This window comes from Pseudodesulfovibrio pelocollis (assembly GCF_030282845.1).
GTDB lineage: Bacteria > Desulfobacterota > Desulfovibrionia > Desulfovibrionales > Desulfovibrionaceae > Pseudodesulfovibrio > Pseudodesulfovibrio pelocollis.
On sequence record NZ_JASTWE010000005.1, the window covers coordinates 14,860 to 31,961 of the forward strand.

Below are 17,102 nucleotides of genomic sequence, written 5' to 3' on the forward strand. Positions count from 1 at the left end.
TTTCTTCCACACCTGAGGGGAACGGGGCCGGTTCTTGAACGGACAGGCCCCGTTCTTCGTTCATACCCGCCCCAAGGACACGGCGCACACATATGAAGGAACTGCTGCCCATACTGCCCCGCCCCTCCCGCTACATCGGAAGCGAATGGGGGACCGTCCGCAAGGACCAGGCCGAGGTGACCGTGCGCTGCGCCCTCGCCTTTCCCGACATGTACGAGGTGGGCATGTCCTACCTGGGGCAGCGCATCCTCGCCGAGGCGGTCAACGCGCACCCCGGCTTCTGGGCCGAGCGCGTCTACACCCCGTGCGTCGAGACCGCGGCCATCCTGCGCGAACACGGCGCGCCCCTGGCCACCCTTGAATCCGACACCCCCCTGGCCGAGCTGGACGCCATCGCCTTCAGCCTGACCCACGAACTCTGCTACACCAACGTCCTCTACATGCTCGACCTGGGCGACATCCCGCTGCGCTCGGCCGATCGCGACGAGGACCACCCGCTGGTCATCGCGGGCGGCGGCTCCACCTTCAACGCCGAGCCCGTGGCCCGGTTCTTCGACGCCATGGTCCTGGGCGACGGCGAAGAGGCCCTGCCCGCCATCCTCGGCCGCATCGAAGAAAGCAAGCGCGGCGGAGAATCCCGGGCACAACTGCTGCGCGGACTCATCGACATCCCCGGAGTCTACATACCCTCCTTTTTTGAGGACCAGGGGCCGGGCCTGCCCCTCAAGCCGCTGGTAGCGGGCCATGAGACGGTCGAAAAGGCCGTGGTGGACGACCTGGACGCGGCCCCGTTCCCACGCGGCACGGCCGTGCCCTATGGCGCGGTGCACGACAGGCTGACCATGGAGATCGCGCGCGGCTGCACCCGGGGCTGCCGCTTCTGCCAGGCGGGCATGATCTATCGCCCCGTGCGCGAACGCTCCCTGGACACCCTGGACGACATCCTCACCCGGGGACTGGCCGAAACCGGCTACGAGGAGACATCGATCCTCTCCCTGTCCACGGGCGATTTCTCGGCGCTCGACACCTTCTTCACCCGCAGTTTCGACAAGTGTGCGGCCGAGCAGGTCTCCATCTCGCTCCCCTCCCTGCGCGTCGGCTCGCTTTCCGCGCCCATCATGGAGCGCATCTCGTCCATCCGCCGCACTGGTGCCACCCTGGCCCCGGAGGCTGGCAGCCAGCGGCTGCGCGATGTCATCAACAAGGGCGTGACCGAGGCGGAGCTCATCGAGCACGTCCGGCTGCTCTTCGACAACGGCTGGCAGGGGGTCAAACTCTACTTCATGATCGGCCTGCCCACCGAGACCGACGCGGACCTGGACGCCATCGTCGATCTCTGCCTCAGGGTGCGCGACGCGGCGGGTCGGCACATCAAACGCCTCCAGGTCACGGCCGCGGTGTCGCCCTTCGTGCCCAAGCCGCAGACCCCGTTCCAGTGGGAACCGCAGATATCTTACGAGGAAATCTACAGACGCATCGGCCACCTGCGCGACAGGTTCCGCCCCCACAAACGGATCAACCTGAAATACCACGAACCAGAAATGACCACGCTGGAAGGGCTCTTCTCGCGCGGTGACAGGCGGCTGGCCGATGTGGTGGAGCGGGCGTACCGCGACGGCGCGCTCTTCTCCAGTTGGAAGGACCATCTCTCCCTTGCGCCCTACCGCAAGGCGGTCGAGGAACTGGGCCTGAACTGGGACGAATACACCGGACCGCGCGACCCCGAGGCACCCCTGCCCTGGGATCATCTCTCCTGCGGCCTGACCCGCCGCTTTCTGCTGACCGAGCGCGAGCGCGCCATGGCCGGACGGGTGACCGACGACTGTCGCTACGCCGCCTGCCGCAACTGCGGCGTGTGCGGCCACGACGACCACGTCTCGACCCTGACCGCCCAGGCCCACAAGGACATCCGGCCCCGGCTCGTCTTTGCCGGGCGCGACCAGGAGGGCGAACAGCCGCCCTATTCGGTGGAGAAACCCGACCTGACCGTGCGCGCCTCCCACTTCCGCATCTGGTACGAGAAGACCGGCCCGGCCGCCTTCTTAAGCCAGCTCGAACTCCAGGCCGTGTTCGAACGCGCATTGCGCCGGGCCGGACTGCCGCTGAGCTTCTCGGCCGGGTTCCACCCCATGCCCAAGCTCTCCTTCGGCATGGCCCTGCCTGTGGGCGTGGCCAGCCGCGAGGAGTGGATCAACATCTTCCTGCGCGAGGAATTCGAGACCGACGAAGTCACGGCTCGGCTGCGCCGGGTCATGCCCGAGGGGCTGTTCCCCCTGCGCACCGAGCGGCTGGACATGGGCAAGCGCCAGCCCCAGCCCGTGGTGGAAGACTATGCACTGCGCATCCTGCGCGACACGCCGCCGCGTCTGGCCCAGTGGGCCGCTTTCATGGAGTTGAAGGAGTTTTCTGTCACCAGAAAGACCAAGAAGGGAACCAGGACCGTGGACATCCGGGCCATGGTCACCAGTGCCGAGACCTCGGACGACACCGTGACCCTGACCTGCGACTGGCGCGTGGGCTACATCAGCCCGCTGGTTCTGGTGCAGACCGTGCTGGACGGCGCCACGCTCCTCGACTTCAGCCTGACCAAGACAGCCCAGCGCTTCGCGTGATCAGGCTCAAAACAACGTCGAGCGCTTGCCCACTGTGACGCTCACCCGCTTATAGACCTCGGCGTCCCCGCCGCCCTCGGGCTCCATCTTGATGAGCACATCGGTCAGGCCGTTCTCCATGGCCGTGAAGAGATACCTGGCGTTGCCGCCATCGCGCTCCAGGTAGCGGTCCAGACGGAGCACCGCCGGATCGAAGGACGCGCCCACCAGCGAATGGCCGCTCCTGGCGGGCATACGCAGATCAAGGGCCAGCACCTCGTTTTTTTCCACGGTCACGGAAAAGTCGAAGCCGTCTCGCAGGTCAAGAATCCTGGTCGGCGCAAGACCGGTCGCGGGGTCATAAGATGCGCCACAGCCAGCGGCCAGGAGAATAAACATCACAAAACAGCTGTTTGACAGATTTTTCCAGAACATTGTTCGCCAAAGGCCCCCTGCACAAACCTTGCTCGCGCTATTGTTAAAATTCCGTGAAGCGTGTATTCCTGTTCCGTTTTCGTCCGCCCTTATACCGCGTTGTCAGGCCGAGGCCAACCCGCTTGCCGGGAGGCATGCCGGACGCAGCACAGGGCATGGAAAGGTTTGGTGTACGCCCACCGCCGAGGCGTATCATATCACAATGGAGGAATCCTTATGAAACTGCTGCCGTTGAAATCCGCCAGCACCTTCTCCCTGTTCATTGTCGCCACCGCCCTGTGCGCCATGCTGCTGGCCGGGTGCGGGAGCGACCAACCCAAGGAACAGGCCGAACAGGCTGCGCCTGAAGCCCCTGCCGCCCCGCAGAAAGTAACCCTGAAACTGGCCATCGACGCCGACCCCACTTCCCTCGACCCGCATGTCCAGCTCTCCGGCGGCATGCTCCAGCTCTCGCACATGGTCTTTGACCCACTTGTCCGCTACGACAGCAAGGACATGCACTTCGTGCCCCGGCTGGCTGAGCGGTGGGAGCGCATCGACGACCTGACCATGCGCTTTTATCTGCGCAAGGGCGTCAAGTTCCATTCCGGCAACGACTTCACCGCGCAGGACGTGGCCTTCACCCTTGAGCGCCTCAAAATGAGCGACGACTACAAGGGCCTCTTCGAGCCTTTCGTGGCCGTCAATATCGTGGACGACCACACCGTGGATCTGGTCACCGCCAAGCCCTACGGCCTGGCCCTGAACATGGCCACCTACATCTTCCCCCTGGACAAGCAGTTCTACACCGGCATCGACGACAAGGGCCTGGAGAAGGACCGCATCGTCAAGACCGATTACTCGTTTGCCAACGAGAACGAGTCCGGCACCGGTCCCTTTGCCGTCACCTACCGCGAGCACGGCGTACGCACCGTGTTCACCCGCTTCGCCGACTACTGGGACAAAAACGGCAACGTGGACGAGATCGTCCTCACCCCGATCAAGAACGACGCCACCCGCGTGGCCGCCCTGCTTTCCGGTGGCGTGGACTTCATCATGCCCGTGCCGCCCCAGGACCTGGACCGCATCGGCAACACGCAGGGCCTCAAGCTGATCACCATGTCCGGCACCCGCATCATCACCATGCAGCTCAACGGCGAACGCAACCCGGCCCTGAAGGACCCCAAGGTCCGTCTGGCCATGGCCTACGCCTACGACAACCACGGCGTGGTCGAGAAGATCATGAACAACTTCGCCACCGCCGCAGGCCAGATGAGCCCCGACGGATACGTGGGCTACAACCCCGAGCTGACCCCGCGCTTCGACATGGAGAAGGCCCAGGCCCTGATGGCCGAGTCGACCTTCCCTGACGGCTTCGAGGCGACCATGATCGCCCCCAACAACCGCTATGTGAACGATGCCCAGATCGCCGAGGCCTTTGTCTCCATGATGTCCCGGCTGAACATCAAGATCAGCCTGAAGACCATGCCCAAGGCCCAGTACTGGGATGAGTTCGACGCCCAGGTAGCCGACATCCAGATGATCGGCTGGCACGCGGACACCGAGGACTCCGGCAACTTCTACGAGTTCCTGTCCATGTGCCGCAACGCCGAGACCGGCTACGGCCAGTACAACTCCGGCAGCTACTGCAACCCGCGCGTGGACGAGCTGACCCTGGCCGCCCAGACCGAGACCGATCTGGACAAGCGCGCCGCCATGCTCCAGGAAGTGGAGAAGATCCAGTACGACGAGGCCGGGTTCATCCCCCTGCACTGGCAGAACCTCTCCTGGGCCTCCAAGGACAGCATGAACACCGAGGAAATCGTGAACGTCATGGACTTCCCGTACTTCGGAGACCTGATCGTCGAGTAGGCTTCCGGCCGTACTTGCCAACGACGCAAAAGACACATAAGGGGAACCCTGGCCTGGCCGGGGTTCCCCTTTGACGCCGCCCCGGGCGCGGCAAAAACGGCATCCCCCGGTCCCTGAAACGCCATCACCAAACGAGTAGCCATGTTCGCATTCGCCATGAAACGAATCCTCCAGGCGGTGATCGTCATGCTGATCATCAGCCTCATCGGATTCGCCATCAAACACAACTTCGGCGACCCGGTCCGCGACCTCGTGGGCCAGCGGGTCACCCCGGCCGAGCGGGCGGAAATCCGCGAAAAGCTGGGCCTCAACGATCCCTTCATGGTCCAGTATGTCCGCTTCCTGGGCGCAGCGGTCCAGGGCGACCTGGGGCAGAGCTATTTCTTCAAGCGCCCCGCCTCGGAGGTGATCATCAGAAAGGCCCCGGCCACACTGGAACTGGTCTTCTGCGCCTCGCTGATCATCGTGCTGCTCTCGGTGCCTCTTGGCATCTACTCGGCCATCAGGCCAAAGACGCTGTTCAGCCGGTTCATCATGGGCGGGTCCATCGTCGGCGTGTCCATTCCGGTCTTTCTCACGGCCATCCTGCTCATCTACATTTTCTCGGTGGAGCTGAACTGGCTCCCGTCATTCGGCCGAGGCAAGACCGTGATGCTTTTCGGCTGGTGGGACACAGGCCTGCTCACCGTGGACGGCCTGCTGCACCTGATCATGCCCTCCATCGCCCTCTCGTCCATCATGCTGCCGCTCTTCATCCGCCTCATCCGCTCGGAGATGATGGAGGTGCTTGAGAGCGAATACGTCAAATACGCCTGGGCCAAGGGGCTCAAGCCCCGGCGCGTCTGGTGGGTCCACGCCTTCAAGAATACGCTTTTGCCGGTCATCACCGTGGGCGGCGTGCAGCTTGGCATCATGGTCGCCTTCACCATCCTGACCGAGACGGTCTTCCAGTGGCAGGGCATGGGCTCCATGTTCATCGAATCCGTGGAGCGCTCCGACACCTCGCTCATGGTCGCCTACCTCGTGTTTGTCGGCTTCGTCTTCGTGCTGGTCAACACGATGGTGGACATCATCTACGGGCTCGTCAATCCCACGGTGCGCGTGGCGGGGAGGAAGTGATGCAGACCAGATGGACCCGCTTCAAGGAATCCTACATGCTCCACAGCTTCCTGCGCGACCCTGTGGCGCTGTGCAGCTTCATCATCCTGGCAACGCTGGTATTTTCCGCCTTTGCCGCGCCCGTCATCGCCCCGCACAATCCCTACGACTCGCGCACCATCAACGTCATGGACGCCCGGACCCCGCCCTCCTGGTCAGAGGGCGGCAGTACCAAGTTCCTGATGGGCACCGATGCCCAGGGGCGCGACATCCTCTCCACCATGCTCTACGGCATGCGCGTCTCGCTGATCATCGGCGTGGGCGCGGTCTGTCTGCAAGCCTTCATCGGCATCATCGTGGGCCTTGTTTCCGGCTACATCCGCCGGCTCGACACCATCCTCATGCGCATAGCCGACGTGCAGCTCTCGTTCTCCACCTACATGGTGGCCATCTTCATCGGGGCCATCGTCCAGACTGCCTTCGGCGTGGCCGGGTACAACAAGGTGGCCGTGCCGCTGCTCATCGTCATCATCGGCCTTGCCGAGTGGCCGCAGTACGCGCGCACGGTGCGCGCCTCGGTCCTGGCCGAGCGCAAGAAGGAGTATGTGGAGGCGGCCCGGGTCATCGGCCTGCCCAGGATACGCATCATGTGGCGGCACATCCTGCCAAACACCCTCTCGCCGGTACTGGTCATCTCCACCGTGCAGGTGGCCAACGCCATCATGAGCGAGGCGGCCCTCTCCTTCCTCGGCCTTGGCATGCCAGTGACGCAGCCCTCGCTTGGCTCCCTGATCACTGCGGGATTCCAATACATCTTCTCGGGTTCGTGGTGGATCACCATCTTCCCCGGAGTCCTGCTCGTCACCCTGATCCTGGTCATCAACCTCCTTGGCGACTGGCTCCGGGACTTCCTCAACCCCAAACTGTACAAGGGGTAGACCGTGGAACCACTCATCCAGATCAAGAACCTGCGGGTCGATTTCGCCCTGCGCTCGGGCACGGTCCGGGCCTTGCGCGACGTCACCCTGACCATAAACAAGGGCGAGCGCCTTGGCATCGTGGGCGAATCGGGCGCGGGCAAGTCCGTGCTCGGCTTCTCCATCATCAACCTCATCTCCAAGCCGGGCCGGATCACCGGCGGCCAGATCATCTTCAAGGGCGAGGACATCGCGAAATACTCCCTGGAAAAAATGCGCACCATCCGCGGCGACCGCATCTCCATGATCTTTCAGGACCCGATGATGACCCTCAACCCGGTCCTGACCATCGGCACCCAGATGAAGGAGACCATCCACGCCCATCGCAACGTCTCGAACAGGGAGGCGGAAGCCATCTGTCTCGAAAAGCTGCGCAAGGTCTACATCCCCTCGCCAGAAAGACGGCTGACCCAGTATCCCCACGAGTTTTCCGGCGGCATGCGCCAGCGCATCGTCATCGCCATCTCGCTTCTGACCAGCCCGAGCCTGATCATCGCCGACGAGCCGACCACGGCGCTTGACGTGACCATCCAGGCCGAGATCATGGACCTGCTCCTGGAGCTGTGCGAGACCGAGAACATGGGACTCATCCTCATCACCCACGACCTGGCCGTGGTCTCGGAAGTGACCCAGCGCATCGCGGTGCTCTATGCGGGCAAGGTGGTGGAGATCGGCCCCACCCGGCAGATCATCGACACCCCGCAGCACCCCTACACCCAGGGGCTGATCAAGGCCCTGCCGCAGATGGCGGGCGGCAAGCGGCGGCTCAACCAGATTCCGGGCATGATGCCCTCGCTGCGCGACATGCCCTCGGGCTGCCCCTTCCAGCCGCGCTGCACCGAGCGCATCGACAAATGTATCCACGAAATCCCCCTCCTCACTCCGGTGGAGGGCGGCGGGCAGGTCGCCTGCTTCGTGCGCCAGGGAGGGATGTGACCATGCAGCCAATCCTCGAAATCAGAGACATCGACAAACACTTCGACATCTCAGGCTCCCTGCTCGACCAGCTCAGGTTCCAAGGCGGCAAGCTCACGCGGCAGCGCACCGTGGTCAAGGCGGTCAACGGCGTTTCTCTGGACGTGCTGCCCGGCGAGACCTTGAGCGTGGTGGGCGAGTCCGGCTGCGGCAAGTCCACCCTGGCGCGCACGGTCATGGGTCTGTACCAGCCCAACCGGGGCGAGATTCTCTATCGCGGCAAGCGCATCGACCACCTCGGCTCCACGGCCATGCTCCCCTATCGCACCCGGATGCAGATGGTCTTTCAGGACCCCTACGCCTCGCTGAATCCGCGCATGACCGTGCGCCAGATCCTGGAGGAGCCGGTCCGCTTCCACAATCCGTCCCTCAATCGGGACGAGGTCTCGGACCGGGTGGCCGAGGTCATGCGCCAGGTGGGCGTAGACCCGGTCTGGGCCACCAACTTCCCCCACGAGTTCTCTGGCGGGCAGCGCCAGCGCATCTCCATCGCCCGCGCCCTGGTGGTGGGGCCTGAGTTCATCGCCGCGGACGAGCCCATCGCCGCCCTTGATGTCTCCATCCAGGCCCAGATCCTCAACCTGCTCATGGACGCCCAGGAAAAGCTCGGCCTGACCTATCTCTTCATCAGCCACGACTTAAGCGTGGTCCAGCACATCTCCACCCGGGTGGCGGTCATGTACCTGGGCTGCGTGTGCGAGCTGGCCACGGCCAGGGAGCTGTTTACCAGCCCGCGCCACCCCTATACCCAAGCCCTGCTCTCGGCCATCCCCCGCCTCGGCGGCCGGGCGGGCGGCCACGTCAAGCTCTCGGGCGACGTGCCCACCCCCATCAACCTGCCCCCAGGCTGCGTCTTCCACGGCCGCTGCCCCCACGCCAACGAACGGTGCAAACGCGACATCCCGGCCCGCCTGACCCTGCCAAGCGGCTCGGTGGTGGCATGCCACGCCGTGGAGGAAGGGCGCATCTGATCCGCGCTTGGCCCGCACATGGCATCCCAAAAAGCACAAAGGGGACGACCGCATTGGTCGTCCCCTTTTCATTGGTCGAAACTGGATCAGGAAATCAGAGCACCAGATTCTGGCGCAGCTCGTCGAGCACGCTCTCCTTGTCAAAGGGCTTGACCAGATAGCAGGTGGCGTGGGCCTTGAAGAAGGCCCGGGTGACGTTGGCGTCGTCCACCAGGGAGGTGATCATGACCAGCTTGAAGGCGTCGCGCGAGGCGATGCCCATGTCGGCCTCAAGGGCGCGCATGGTTTCGGCCGCTTCGTGGCCGTCCATGCCCGGCATCAGGATGTCCATCATGACCACGTCATAGGGCCTGCCATGATCGTGGGCCTGCCTGAACAGGAGCAGCCCGTCCTCGCCACTGGACGCGCCATCGCACCGGGCAAAGGGCGCCAGCACGGTTTGCAGGTAGAGTCCGATGCTCTCGTCGTCGTCCACTATGAGAATGCGCATGATGTGAGCAGGTTAAAGCTCGATCCCGTACTTCTTGATGGCGGCCATACCGCCCTGGATGTTGACGACGTTTTCCATCCCCTGCTCATCGAGGATGACCTGCGCCTCGTAGGAACGCGCGCCGGTGTTGCACACCAGGACCACTGTCTTGTCGCGCGGCACCTCATTGAGACGCTGGCGCAGCTCGCCCTGGGGGATGTTGTGCCACTGCCCTGGATTGCGCTGCACAAAGCTCTCGGCGTCGGACGCTTCGCGGCAGTCGATGAAATGGCAGGTTCCGTCGCCATTTTGGTTCCACAGCTCGGCAAATCCGTCAGGCCCGACCCCGCGATTGATGCCGCCAAGGACGTTGTCCGCCACATTGGCCAGGGAGTTGAGCACGTCCATGGCCGAGGCAAACGGCGGCGCGTAGGCCATCTCAAGGTTGGAGATATCCTCCACCACCGGGCCATGGGGCAGGATGGCGGCCACGGCGTTGATGCGGCCGACCATGGCGTCGCCCGAGCTGCCGAAGCCCTGCACGCCGAGCACGCGGCGGGTTGCCTTGTCCACCACCATCTCAAGGGTCATCAACTCCTTGGTGGGATAGAAATGCGCCCTGTCCAGCTGGACCAGGAGCACGCTTATGGCGTCGAACCCGGCGGCCAGGGCCGCTTCGAGGCTCAGACCGGTCCCGGCCAGGGAGGTCTCGAAGAGCTTGACCACAAAGGAGCCGACCACGCCCGGGAACCGGGCCTCGCCGCCAGCCAGATTGCTGCCGATGACCCGGCCCTGGCGGTTGGCCATTGAGCCCAGCGGCAGAAAAGCGGGCTGGCCGGTGATCAGGTGCTTGACGATGGCGCAGTCGCCGCCCGAGTAGATGTCCGGGTCGCTGGTGCGCAGGAACTCGTCCACCAAGACCCCACCGCGGTCATGCACGGCAAGCCCGGCGTCGCGCGCCAGGTCCGAGACCGGCACCACGCCCGCGGCGATGATCACCGCATCCGCCTCCAGGGTCCGCTTGTTTGTGACCACGCGAGTGACGCGGCCGTCCTCGCCCTCGATAGACTTGACCGACTCGCCGAAGAAAAACTCGACCCCGTTCTCTTCCATGTGCTTCTGGGCCATGGCGGCCAGGGCCGGGCTGACCAGCCTGGGCATGAGCTGGTCCGTGATCTCCACCACGCTGGTCTCGATGCCCCACATGTCGGCAAAGGCCTCGGCCATCTCAAGGCCGATGAAGCCCGCGCCGATGATGACCGCCTTGCTCACCTCGCCCTTGGAGATGCCGTCGCGGATGCGCGTGGCATCGTCCGGGTTGCAGACGTAGCTGACCCCGGCCAGGTCCTCGCCCGGCAGGCCCAGCCTGCGCGGGGTGGCGCCCGTGGCGATGACGAGCTTGTCATAGTCGAGCACCGCAGTTTCGCCGGTGGTCACGCTCTCCACGTGCACCTGCTTGTTCTCCCGATCGATGCGCGTGGCCCGGGTCAGGGTGCGTACATCCACGCCCTTGACATCCTTGAAGAACGTCACATCGCGCACCATGTGAAAACTGGTGGTGGACAGCTCCCTGGCCTCGGACACGTCGCCCGAGACGAAATAGGGAATGCCGCACCCGCCGTAGGAGATGAGACCGCTTTGGTCGATCATGGTCACGGTGGAGCCGGGTTCGAGCCGCTTGAAGCGGCAGGCGGCCTTGGGCCCCAGGGCAACGCCGCCGATCACTACGATGTGCTGAGCCATGTTCAATCCTTGTATGCTTCTCGACCCACCCGTCCCTCGGCGGCCGGACCGGTTACTTCAAAATGGCGTCGATGCTCCTGCCCAGCCGCCGGATGCCCTCCTCGATGCGGAAGGGGTCGGAGTTGGAAAAGTTGAGGCGCAGGGTGTTCTCGCCCGTACCGTCAACATAGAACGGCCTGCCCGGCACAAAGGCCACCTTGTCCTTGATGGCCGCGTCGAACAGGTCCATGGACGAAGTCCCCTCGGGCATGGTCGCCCACAGAAACATGCCGCCCTCGGGCTCGATGATGGACACCTCGGGCGGAAAATACCGCCGGATCATCTCGACCATGACCTCGCGCTGGGCGCCGTAGCGCTCGCGGATGAGGGCCACGTGGCTCTCGATGTCGTTGGTTTCGAGATAGCGGCGCATGATGGCCTGGGTCACGGTGCTGGTGTGCAGGTCGGCCGCCTGCTTGGCGATGACCAGCTTGTCGCGAAAGGCCGGATCAGCCACAAGCCAGCCCAGCCGAAAGCCCGGGGCCGCGATCTTGGAGAACGAGCCGCACAGGATGCCCGGCTTGCGGCACAGGGAATGGATGCTCGGCAGATCCTCGCCCATGAAGCGCAGCTCGACATAGGGGTCGTCCTCCACGAAGAGGACGTCGTATTCGTCCAGCAGGGCGGCCACGGCCTTGCGCTTTTCAAGGGAGCAGGTCACGCCCGACGGGTTCTGAAAATTGGGCACGGAATAGAAGCACTTGGCCCCGGCCTGGAACGCGGCCTCAAGCTCGGCCAGATCCGGCCCGTCCGGCTCCAGGGACACGGTGACGAACTCCGGCTCGAACAGGGAAAACGCCTGGATGGCCCCGAGGTAGCCGGGCCGCTCGATGGCCACCTTGTCGCCCTGGTCGATGAAGACCTTGCCCACCATGTCCAGAATCTGCTGCGAGCCGGTGGTGATGAGGATGGAGTCCGGGTCCACGTCGAGCCCCCGGTTCTCCCTGTAGCGGCGCGCGATGATGGCCCGCAGCCCGGCGTCGCCCTCGGTGGTGGAGTATTGCAGGGCCGACGCGCCGATGGTCGCGAAGACCTCGTGGGCCGCCTTGTCCATGGCCGCCACGGGAAACAGCTCCGGATTGGGCAGCCCGCCCGCAAAGGAGATGATTTCGGGATCAGCCGTGACTTTGAGAATCTCGCGGATGAACGAACGGTGAACGGTGCCCATGCGCCGGGCGAACTTTTCGGCCATTGTCTGTTTCCTCCAAATGAGGAGGGATACTCCGAAACGCCACCCCTGGCAAGCACCCGGAACAGGCGCGCACGATCAGCGGCGCAGGCCGCAACCCACGGATTCGATGGACGAAATGCAGCGGAATTCGGGACAAACCAGGCACGAGCACCACCGAAGCCGGAGGCAGCGGGGACCCGCCGGAGAAGGAAATGAAAAAGGGGCACTGGGCCCCTTGCATGCTATTCCTTGTCAGGAGACCAGCTAGGGTCACGATACTTGTCGGGATTGTAGAGCCGCCAATCGGAGCCGTCGTCATACTTCTCGTCCGCGCCGGGGAACGGCGTGTAGATCTTCTCTTCCTGATGGTCCTGGTCCTGACAGTCGATCTGTCCAACGTACGCCTTTTCCATGACTGAAAAACCTCTGCGATCTCGGAATTGTGCCCGTATACCGGGCAAAAAGGGCCGGGCGACAGCGCCGCCCAGCCCCTTGGTGAATCAATTACCCGGCTGTGTCAAGCCTCGGTTTGACGTATAATTCGCCCCCATGGCAGTCGTTGATCACAAGCAGCGGGAAGTCCTTGACCTTCATGGCCCGGATCGCTTCCGGGCCCAGTTCCTCGAAGGCGATGACCGTGGACTCGACGATGGAATTGGAGAGCAGCGCGCCCGCGCCGCCCGTGGCTCCGAAGTAGACGCCCGTGTGCTCGCGCATGGCCGCCTTGACCTCGTCGCTGCGCTTGCCCTTGCCGATGGTCGCCTTCAGGCCCAGGCTGTGCAGCCTGGGCGCGTAGGTGTCCATGCGGTAGCTGGTGGTCGGTCCGGCCGCGCCGATGGGCCGCCCCGGAGGGGCCGGGCTGGGGCCGACGTAGTAGATGGCCGCGCCCTTGAGGTCAAAGGGCAGCTCCTTGCCCGCGTCCAGCAGCTCCATGAGCTTCTTGTGGGCCGCGTCGCGCGCGGAATAGATGGTCCCGTTCAGAAAGACCACGTCCCCTGCCTTGAGCTTCTCGACATCCGCATCGGTCAGCGGCGTGTTCAGGGTATATTCGGCCATCAGAGCACCACCTCCTCGTGACGCTGGGAATGACACTGGACATTGACGGCCAGCGGCAGGCTCGCCAGATGACAGGGTTCCATCGTGATCTTGACGCCCAGCACCGTGGTCTTGCCGCCAAGGCCCATGGGGCCGATGCCCAGGTCGTTGAGGGCGTCCTCAAGCTCCTTCTCCCTGGCCGCAATGTCCGGGTCGGGGTGGGTGTCGTCAAGGCGGCGCATGAGCGACTGCTTGGCGATCTTGGCCGAATGGTCAAAGGTGCCGCCGATGCCGATGCCGATGACCGTGGGCGGGCAGGGATTGGGCCCGGCCTCGGCCACGCGCTCGACCACGAACTTCTTGATGCCCTCCCAGCCCTGGGCCGGGGAAAGCATGGTCACGCGGCTCATGTTCTCGCTGCCGCCGCCCTTGGCCATGTAGACCAGCTTCAACTTGTCGCCCGGGACCATGTCGAAGTGAATGATGGCCGGGGTACCGTCGCCGGTGTTGGCCCGGGTCAGCGGATGACAGGAGGACTTGCGCAAGAAGCCATCGGCGTAGCCCTTGCGCACGCCCTCGTTGATGGCCTCGCGCAGGTTGCCGCCCACCACACGCACATCGTCGCCCACCTCGACAAAGAACACCGCCAGCCCGCAGTCCTGACACAGCGGCAGCTTGGTGTCCCTGGCCAGATCGGCGTTCTCCAGCAACTGGCGCAGCACCTCCCTGGCCGAGGCGCTCGTCTCCTCGGCCATGGCCTGCTCGAACTTGGCGCGAACGTCGTCGGGCAGTTCGGTGTTGGCCTTGATGCACATGGCCGCCACCGCGTCGATGACGTCCTGGACCGGAATCTCTCTCATTGTAAGCCTCCCTTTGGCGAGATGTGCCGGAGGGGATGCCTCCGGCGGCTCAAGAAACCTTTTGAAAAAGGTTTCTTGAGAATCTTCCAAAACTTTTTGGCGAAAACGGCGAGGACGCCGTTTTGGGGTTGTTTCTGTCATGCGGAGGGCGACGACAATTCATCACGCGCCCCTCCACGCCGCCGTCCGGCTCGCCCGCCTCCCCTGCCCTTCCTGGCGGCGTGGCACCAGAAAGTTCTGGAAGGGGGTCCAGGGGGAAACCTCTTTCAAGAGGTTTCCCCCTGGCCGCCGGAGGCATTCCCCACTTTACTTCCTGAAGATGCGTTTGAGGGACGTGATGCCCATCTTGCGGCGCAGGAAGCCGAGCTGGTTTTGCAGCGGCAGGTGCTTGGGGCACACGTCTTCGCAGGCCAGGAGGCCCATGCAGCCGAAGATGCCCATGTCGTTGCCGATGATCTCGTAGTAGTCGGAGTCGGTCCGCTGGTCGCGCGGGTCGATGAGGAACCGGGCCACGCGGTTGAGGGCGGCCGCGCCGAGGAAGTCCTCGCGCAGCCGGGCCGTGCCGCAGGCGGAGATGCAGCAGCCGCACTCCACGCACCGCTCAAGCTCGTAGATGCCCACCGCGACCTTGTTGTCCATCCGCTCCTCAAGGGCGTCCGCGTCGAACTCCTTGTCGGTGTGAATCCACGATTCGGTCTTGGTGTACATCTCGCGGAACCAACTGCCCGTATCCACGGACAAATCGCCCACCAGCTTGAAGACCGGCAGGGGCAGCAGCGTGATCTCGCCGGGCAGGTCCTTGGTCTTGGTATGGCAGGCCAGCCCGGGGCGGCCGTTGATGACCATGCCGCAGGAGCCGCAGATGCCAGCGCGGCAACAGAAATCGAACTGTAGCGACGGGTCCTGTTCCTCGCGGATGCGATTGAGCGCGATGAACAGGGTCATGGCGTCGGTCTCTTCGAGAACGAACTCCTCCATGTGCGGCGAGGACAGCGTATCCTCGGGATTGTAGCGGAATATATTGAATTTGAGCAGTCTGGACATGGTCTATTCCTTCTTGTCGTCGGCGCTGATGATTTCGGACTTGCCGTAGCCTCGGTCGCCCGGGGGAATCTCCACCACGGCGGTGGCCGGTTCGTATTCCAGGGTGGGCAGGGTGTCGTCCGCACTCTTCCAGTAGGCCAGGGTGCGGGTCAGCCAGTCGCGGTCGTTGCGGGCCGGGAAGTCCTCGCGGTTGTGCGAGCCGCGCGATTCAGTGCGCGTGAGCGCCCCATAGGCGACCATCAGCGCCAGCTTGACCTGACCCTCCAGCTTGAGGGCGGCGGCCAACTCGGGGTTGACCCCCTTGCCGTCGGACCGAAGGCCCACGTTTCTGGCCCGGACCAGGGTATCCTGGAGCGAGGCCACGCACTTTTCAAGTCCTTCCTGGGTACGGAAGATGTTGGCCCACTTGTTCAGCGCGTCCTGCATGGCGGCGCGGACCTTGTAGACGTTCTCCGAGCCGTTGGTGCACTTGACCAGGGCGTCGATACGCGCCTGCTGATGCTTGACGGCGTCGCTGATCAGCGCGGTCTGGAAGATGGTCTCGCACCCCTCGAGGTACTCGGCGATCTTGCGGCCCACGATGCCGCCCGCGACCACGGTCTCGGCCAGGGAGTTGCCGCCCAGCCGGTTGAAGCCGTGCATGTCCCAGCAGGCGGCCTCGCCAGCCGAGAAGAGCCCCTTGAGGCCGTACGCCGCGCCGTCCTTGTTGGTGCGCACGCCGCCCATGGAATAGTGCTGGGTGGGCCGCACCGGAATGAGCTGATGCACGGGATTCACACCGAGGAAGGACGTGCAGATCTCGTAGACCTCGCGCAGCTTGCCCGTGATGTGCTCCTCGCCCAGGTGGCGGATGTCGAGCCACAGGTGCTCGCCGTAGGGGCTCTTGACCCCGTGGCCCTCGCGCATGTGGTGGGTCATCCAGCGGGAGACCACGTCACGCGAGGCCAGCTCGGCCTTGTCCGGCTCGTAGATGTCCATGAACCGTTTCTCGTTGACGTCGAGCAATGTGCCGCCGTCGCCCCGGCACCCCTCGGTGACCAGGATGTCGGTGGGCACGATGCCCGTGGGATGGAACTGGACCGCCTCCATGTTGCCCATGGGCACCAGGCCGGTCTCCACGCACATGGCGTGGGCGCCGCCGTCGCAGATGACGGCGTTGGTGGTGTTGGGATAGATGCGGCCGAACCCGCCCGAGGCGATCATCACCGCCTTGGCCAGATAGACGCGCAGTTCGCCGTTGCGCAGGCAGCGGGCGACCACGCCCGAGCAGGTCTCGCCGTCGTGGATCAGGGCGATGGCCTCGGTCTTGTCGTGGACCTCGACGCCCATCTGGGCGCAGCGGTTGTCCATGGTGCACATGACCGCGTGGCCGGTGCCGTCCGAGGTGTAGCAGGTGCGCCACTTGGCCGTGCCGCCGAAGGACCGGGCCATGATCAGCCCCTCCTTCTCCTCCTTCTCGATCTTCTCGAACTGCTTGCCGCCCTTGAAGTAGATGGACTTGCCGGGCACCACGCGGTTCCAGGGCACGCCCCAGTGGGCCAGACGGCGCATCTCGATGGGCGCGGCATCGGCGAAGAGGCGGGCCACCTCCTGGTCGCAGCCCCAGTCCGAGCCTTTGACCGTGTCGGCGAAATGGACGTCGGGACAGTCGCCCTCGCCCATGACGCTGTTGCCAAGGGATGCCTGCATGCCGCCCTGGGCGGCCGAGGAGTGGGAGCGCCTAGCGGGCACCAGGCTCAGACAGATGGCGGAGAAACCGGCGTCGGCGGCCTCCACGGCCGCGCGTTCGCCCGCAAGACCCGCGCCGACAACAAGCAAATCGGTGTAGATAGTCTGCATGACG

The 17,102-nt window shown here is 64.4% G+C and carries 15 protein-coding genes; 6 read left to right on the forward strand and 9 right to left on the reverse strand.

Translation table 11 applies throughout. The annotated features are described in order from the left end of the window. The first annotated feature begins 92 nt into the window (after positions 1–92). Entirely contained in the window at positions 93–2,612 is a 2,520-nt protein-coding gene (locus QQS14_RS02955) for a TIGR03960 family B12-binding radical SAM protein (protein ID WP_285905410.1), read from the forward strand. Positions 2,613–2,618: 6 nt separating this feature from the next. Here QQS14_RS02955 and QQS14_RS02960 read toward each other — a convergent pair whose 3' ends face one another. Beyond that, positions 2,619–2,990 carry a hypothetical protein gene (locus QQS14_RS02960; protein ID WP_285905411.1) on the reverse strand — a complete coding sequence of 124 codons (372 nt, stop codon included), beginning with the start codon at positions 2,988–2,990 and terminating at the stop codon, positions 2,619–2,621. Positions 2,991–3,242: 252 nt separating this feature from the next. Between QQS14_RS02960 and QQS14_RS02965 the strand changes: the two genes are divergently transcribed. The 5 genes from QQS14_RS02965 to QQS14_RS02985 all read left to right on the forward strand — a co-directional run bounded on the left by QQS14_RS02965 (position 3,243) and on the right by QQS14_RS02985 (position 8,898). Continuing rightward, the gene (locus QQS14_RS02965; RefSeq protein WP_285905412.1) at positions 3,243–4,877 is read left to right on the forward strand and encodes an ABC transporter substrate-binding protein; all 1,635 of its coding nucleotides are present in this window, start codon (positions 3,243–3,245) and stop codon (positions 4,875–4,877) included. Positions 4,878–5,018: 141 nt separating this feature from the next. Further along, positions 5,019–5,996 (forward strand): ABC transporter permease, encoded by a 978-nt coding sequence (locus QQS14_RS02970; protein WP_285905413.1) that lies wholly within the window; start codon positions 5,019–5,021, stop codon positions 5,994–5,996. After that, positions 5,996–6,913, forward strand: coding sequence for an ABC transporter permease (locus QQS14_RS02975; RefSeq protein ID WP_285905414.1), 918 nt, complete (start codon positions 5,996–5,998; stop codon positions 6,911–6,913). Before QQS14_RS02970 ends, QQS14_RS02975 begins: the two co-directional genes overlap by 1 nt. A 3-nt stretch (positions 6,914–6,916) precedes the next feature. Beyond that, on the forward strand, positions 6,917–7,888 hold the full coding sequence (locus QQS14_RS02980) for an ABC transporter ATP-binding protein (protein WP_285905415.1): 972 nt from the start codon (positions 6,917–6,919) through the stop codon (positions 7,886–7,888). Positions 7,889–7,890: 2 nt separating this feature from the next. Then, positions 7,891–8,898, forward strand: coding sequence for an ABC transporter ATP-binding protein (locus tag QQS14_RS02985; protein ID WP_285905499.1), 1,008 nt, complete (start codon positions 7,891–7,893; stop codon positions 8,896–8,898). A gap of 94 nt (positions 8,899–8,992) precedes the next feature. On the opposite strand, the gene QQS14_RS02990 is transcribed toward QQS14_RS02985, so the two are convergent. The 8 genes from QQS14_RS02990 to QQS14_RS03025 all read right to left on the reverse strand — a co-directional run bounded on the left by QQS14_RS02990 (position 8,993) and on the right by QQS14_RS03025 (position 17,098). Beyond that, positions 8,993–9,388 carry a response regulator gene (locus QQS14_RS02990; RefSeq protein WP_285905416.1) on the reverse strand — a complete coding sequence of 132 codons (396 nt, stop codon included), beginning with the start codon at positions 9,386–9,388 and terminating at the stop codon, positions 8,993–8,995. A gap of 12 nt (positions 9,389–9,400) precedes the next feature. Beyond that, on the reverse strand, positions 9,401–11,110 hold the full coding sequence (locus QQS14_RS02995; protein WP_285905417.1) for an FAD-dependent oxidoreductase: 1,710 nt from the start codon (positions 11,108–11,110) through the stop codon (positions 9,401–9,403). A 52-nt stretch (positions 11,111–11,162) separates the two neighbouring features. Beyond that, positions 11,163–12,341 (reverse strand): aminotransferase-like domain-containing protein, encoded by a 1,179-nt coding sequence (locus QQS14_RS03000; RefSeq protein WP_285905418.1) that lies wholly within the window; start codon positions 12,339–12,341, stop codon positions 11,163–11,165. 221 nt (positions 12,342–12,562) lie between these two features. After that, entirely contained in the window at positions 12,563–12,733 is a 171-nt protein-coding gene (locus tag QQS14_RS03005; RefSeq protein ID WP_285905419.1) for a hypothetical protein, read from the reverse strand. 91 nt (positions 12,734–12,824) lie between these two features. Beyond that, a complete protein-coding gene (locus QQS14_RS03010) occupies positions 12,825–13,376 on the reverse strand; it encodes a Fe-S-containing hydro-lyase (protein WP_285905420.1) in 552 nt (183 codons plus the stop codon). Then, positions 13,376–14,215, reverse strand: a complete 840-nt coding sequence (locus tag QQS14_RS03015; RefSeq protein WP_285905421.1) for a fumarate hydratase — start codon at positions 14,213–14,215, stop codon at positions 13,376–13,378. Before QQS14_RS03015 ends, QQS14_RS03010 begins: the two co-directional genes overlap by 1 nt. A gap of 306 nt (positions 14,216–14,521) precedes the next feature. Further along, positions 14,522–15,259: a fumarate reductase iron-sulfur subunit gene (locus QQS14_RS03020; RefSeq protein WP_285905422.1), complete on the reverse strand. Its 738-nt coding sequence runs from the start codon at positions 15,257–15,259 to the stop codon at positions 14,522–14,524. A 3-nt stretch (positions 15,260–15,262) separates the two neighbouring features. Then, complete coding sequence (locus QQS14_RS03025) at positions 15,263–17,098, reverse strand: fumarate reductase flavoprotein subunit (protein ID WP_285905423.1); 1,836 nt, start codon at positions 17,096–17,098, stop codon at positions 15,263–15,265. Positions 17,099–17,102: the final 4 nt, after the last annotated feature.

Excerpts from the sequence above, each read along its gene's own strand:
- QQS14_RS03015 (WP_285905421.1), bottom strand. The coding sequence starts at position 14,215 with ATGAGAGAGATTCCGGTCCAGGACGTCATCGACGCGGTGGCGGCCATG.
- QQS14_RS02995 (WP_285905417.1), bottom strand. The coding sequence starts at position 11,110 with ATGGCTCAGCACATCGTAGTGATCGGCGGCGTTGCCCTGGGGCCCAAG.
- QQS14_RS02990 (WP_285905416.1), bottom strand. The coding sequence starts at position 9,388 with ATGCGCATTCTCATAGTGGACGACGACGAGAGCATCGGACTCTACCTG.
- QQS14_RS02960 (WP_285905411.1), bottom strand. The coding sequence starts at position 2,990 with ATGTTTATTCTCCTGGCCGCTGGCTGTGGCGCATCTTATGACCCCGCG.
- QQS14_RS02965 (WP_285905412.1), top strand. The coding sequence starts at position 3,243 with ATGAAACTGCTGCCGTTGAAATCCGCCAGCACCTTCTCCCTGTTCATT.
- QQS14_RS02975 (WP_285905414.1), top strand. The coding sequence starts at position 5,996 with ATGCAGACCAGATGGACCCGCTTCAAGGAATCCTACATGCTCCACAGC.
- QQS14_RS02970 (WP_285905413.1), top strand. The coding sequence starts at position 5,019 with ATGTTCGCATTCGCCATGAAACGAATCCTCCAGGCGGTGATCGTCATG.
- QQS14_RS03010 (WP_285905420.1), bottom strand. The coding sequence starts at position 13,376 with ATGGCCGAATATACCCTGAACACGCCGCTGACCGATGCGGATGTCGAG.
- QQS14_RS03025 (WP_285905423.1), bottom strand. The coding sequence starts at position 17,098 with ATGCAGACTATCTACACCGATTTGCTTGTTGTCGGCGCGGGTCTTGCG.
- QQS14_RS02985 (WP_285905499.1), top strand. The coding sequence starts at position 7,891 with ATGCAGCCAATCCTCGAAATCAGAGACATCGACAAACACTTCGACATC.
- QQS14_RS03005 (WP_285905419.1), bottom strand. The coding sequence starts at position 12,733 with ATGGAAAAGGCGTACGTTGGACAGATCGACTGTCAGGACCAGGACCAT.
- QQS14_RS02955 (WP_285905410.1), top strand. The coding sequence starts at position 93 with ATGAAGGAACTGCTGCCCATACTGCCCCGCCCCTCCCGCTACATCGGA.
- QQS14_RS03000 (WP_285905418.1), bottom strand. The coding sequence starts at position 12,341 with ATGGCCGAAAAGTTCGCCCGGCGCATGGGCACCGTTCACCGTTCGTTC.
- QQS14_RS03020 (WP_285905422.1), bottom strand. The coding sequence starts at position 15,259 with ATGTCCAGACTGCTCAAATTCAATATATTCCGCTACAATCCCGAGGAT.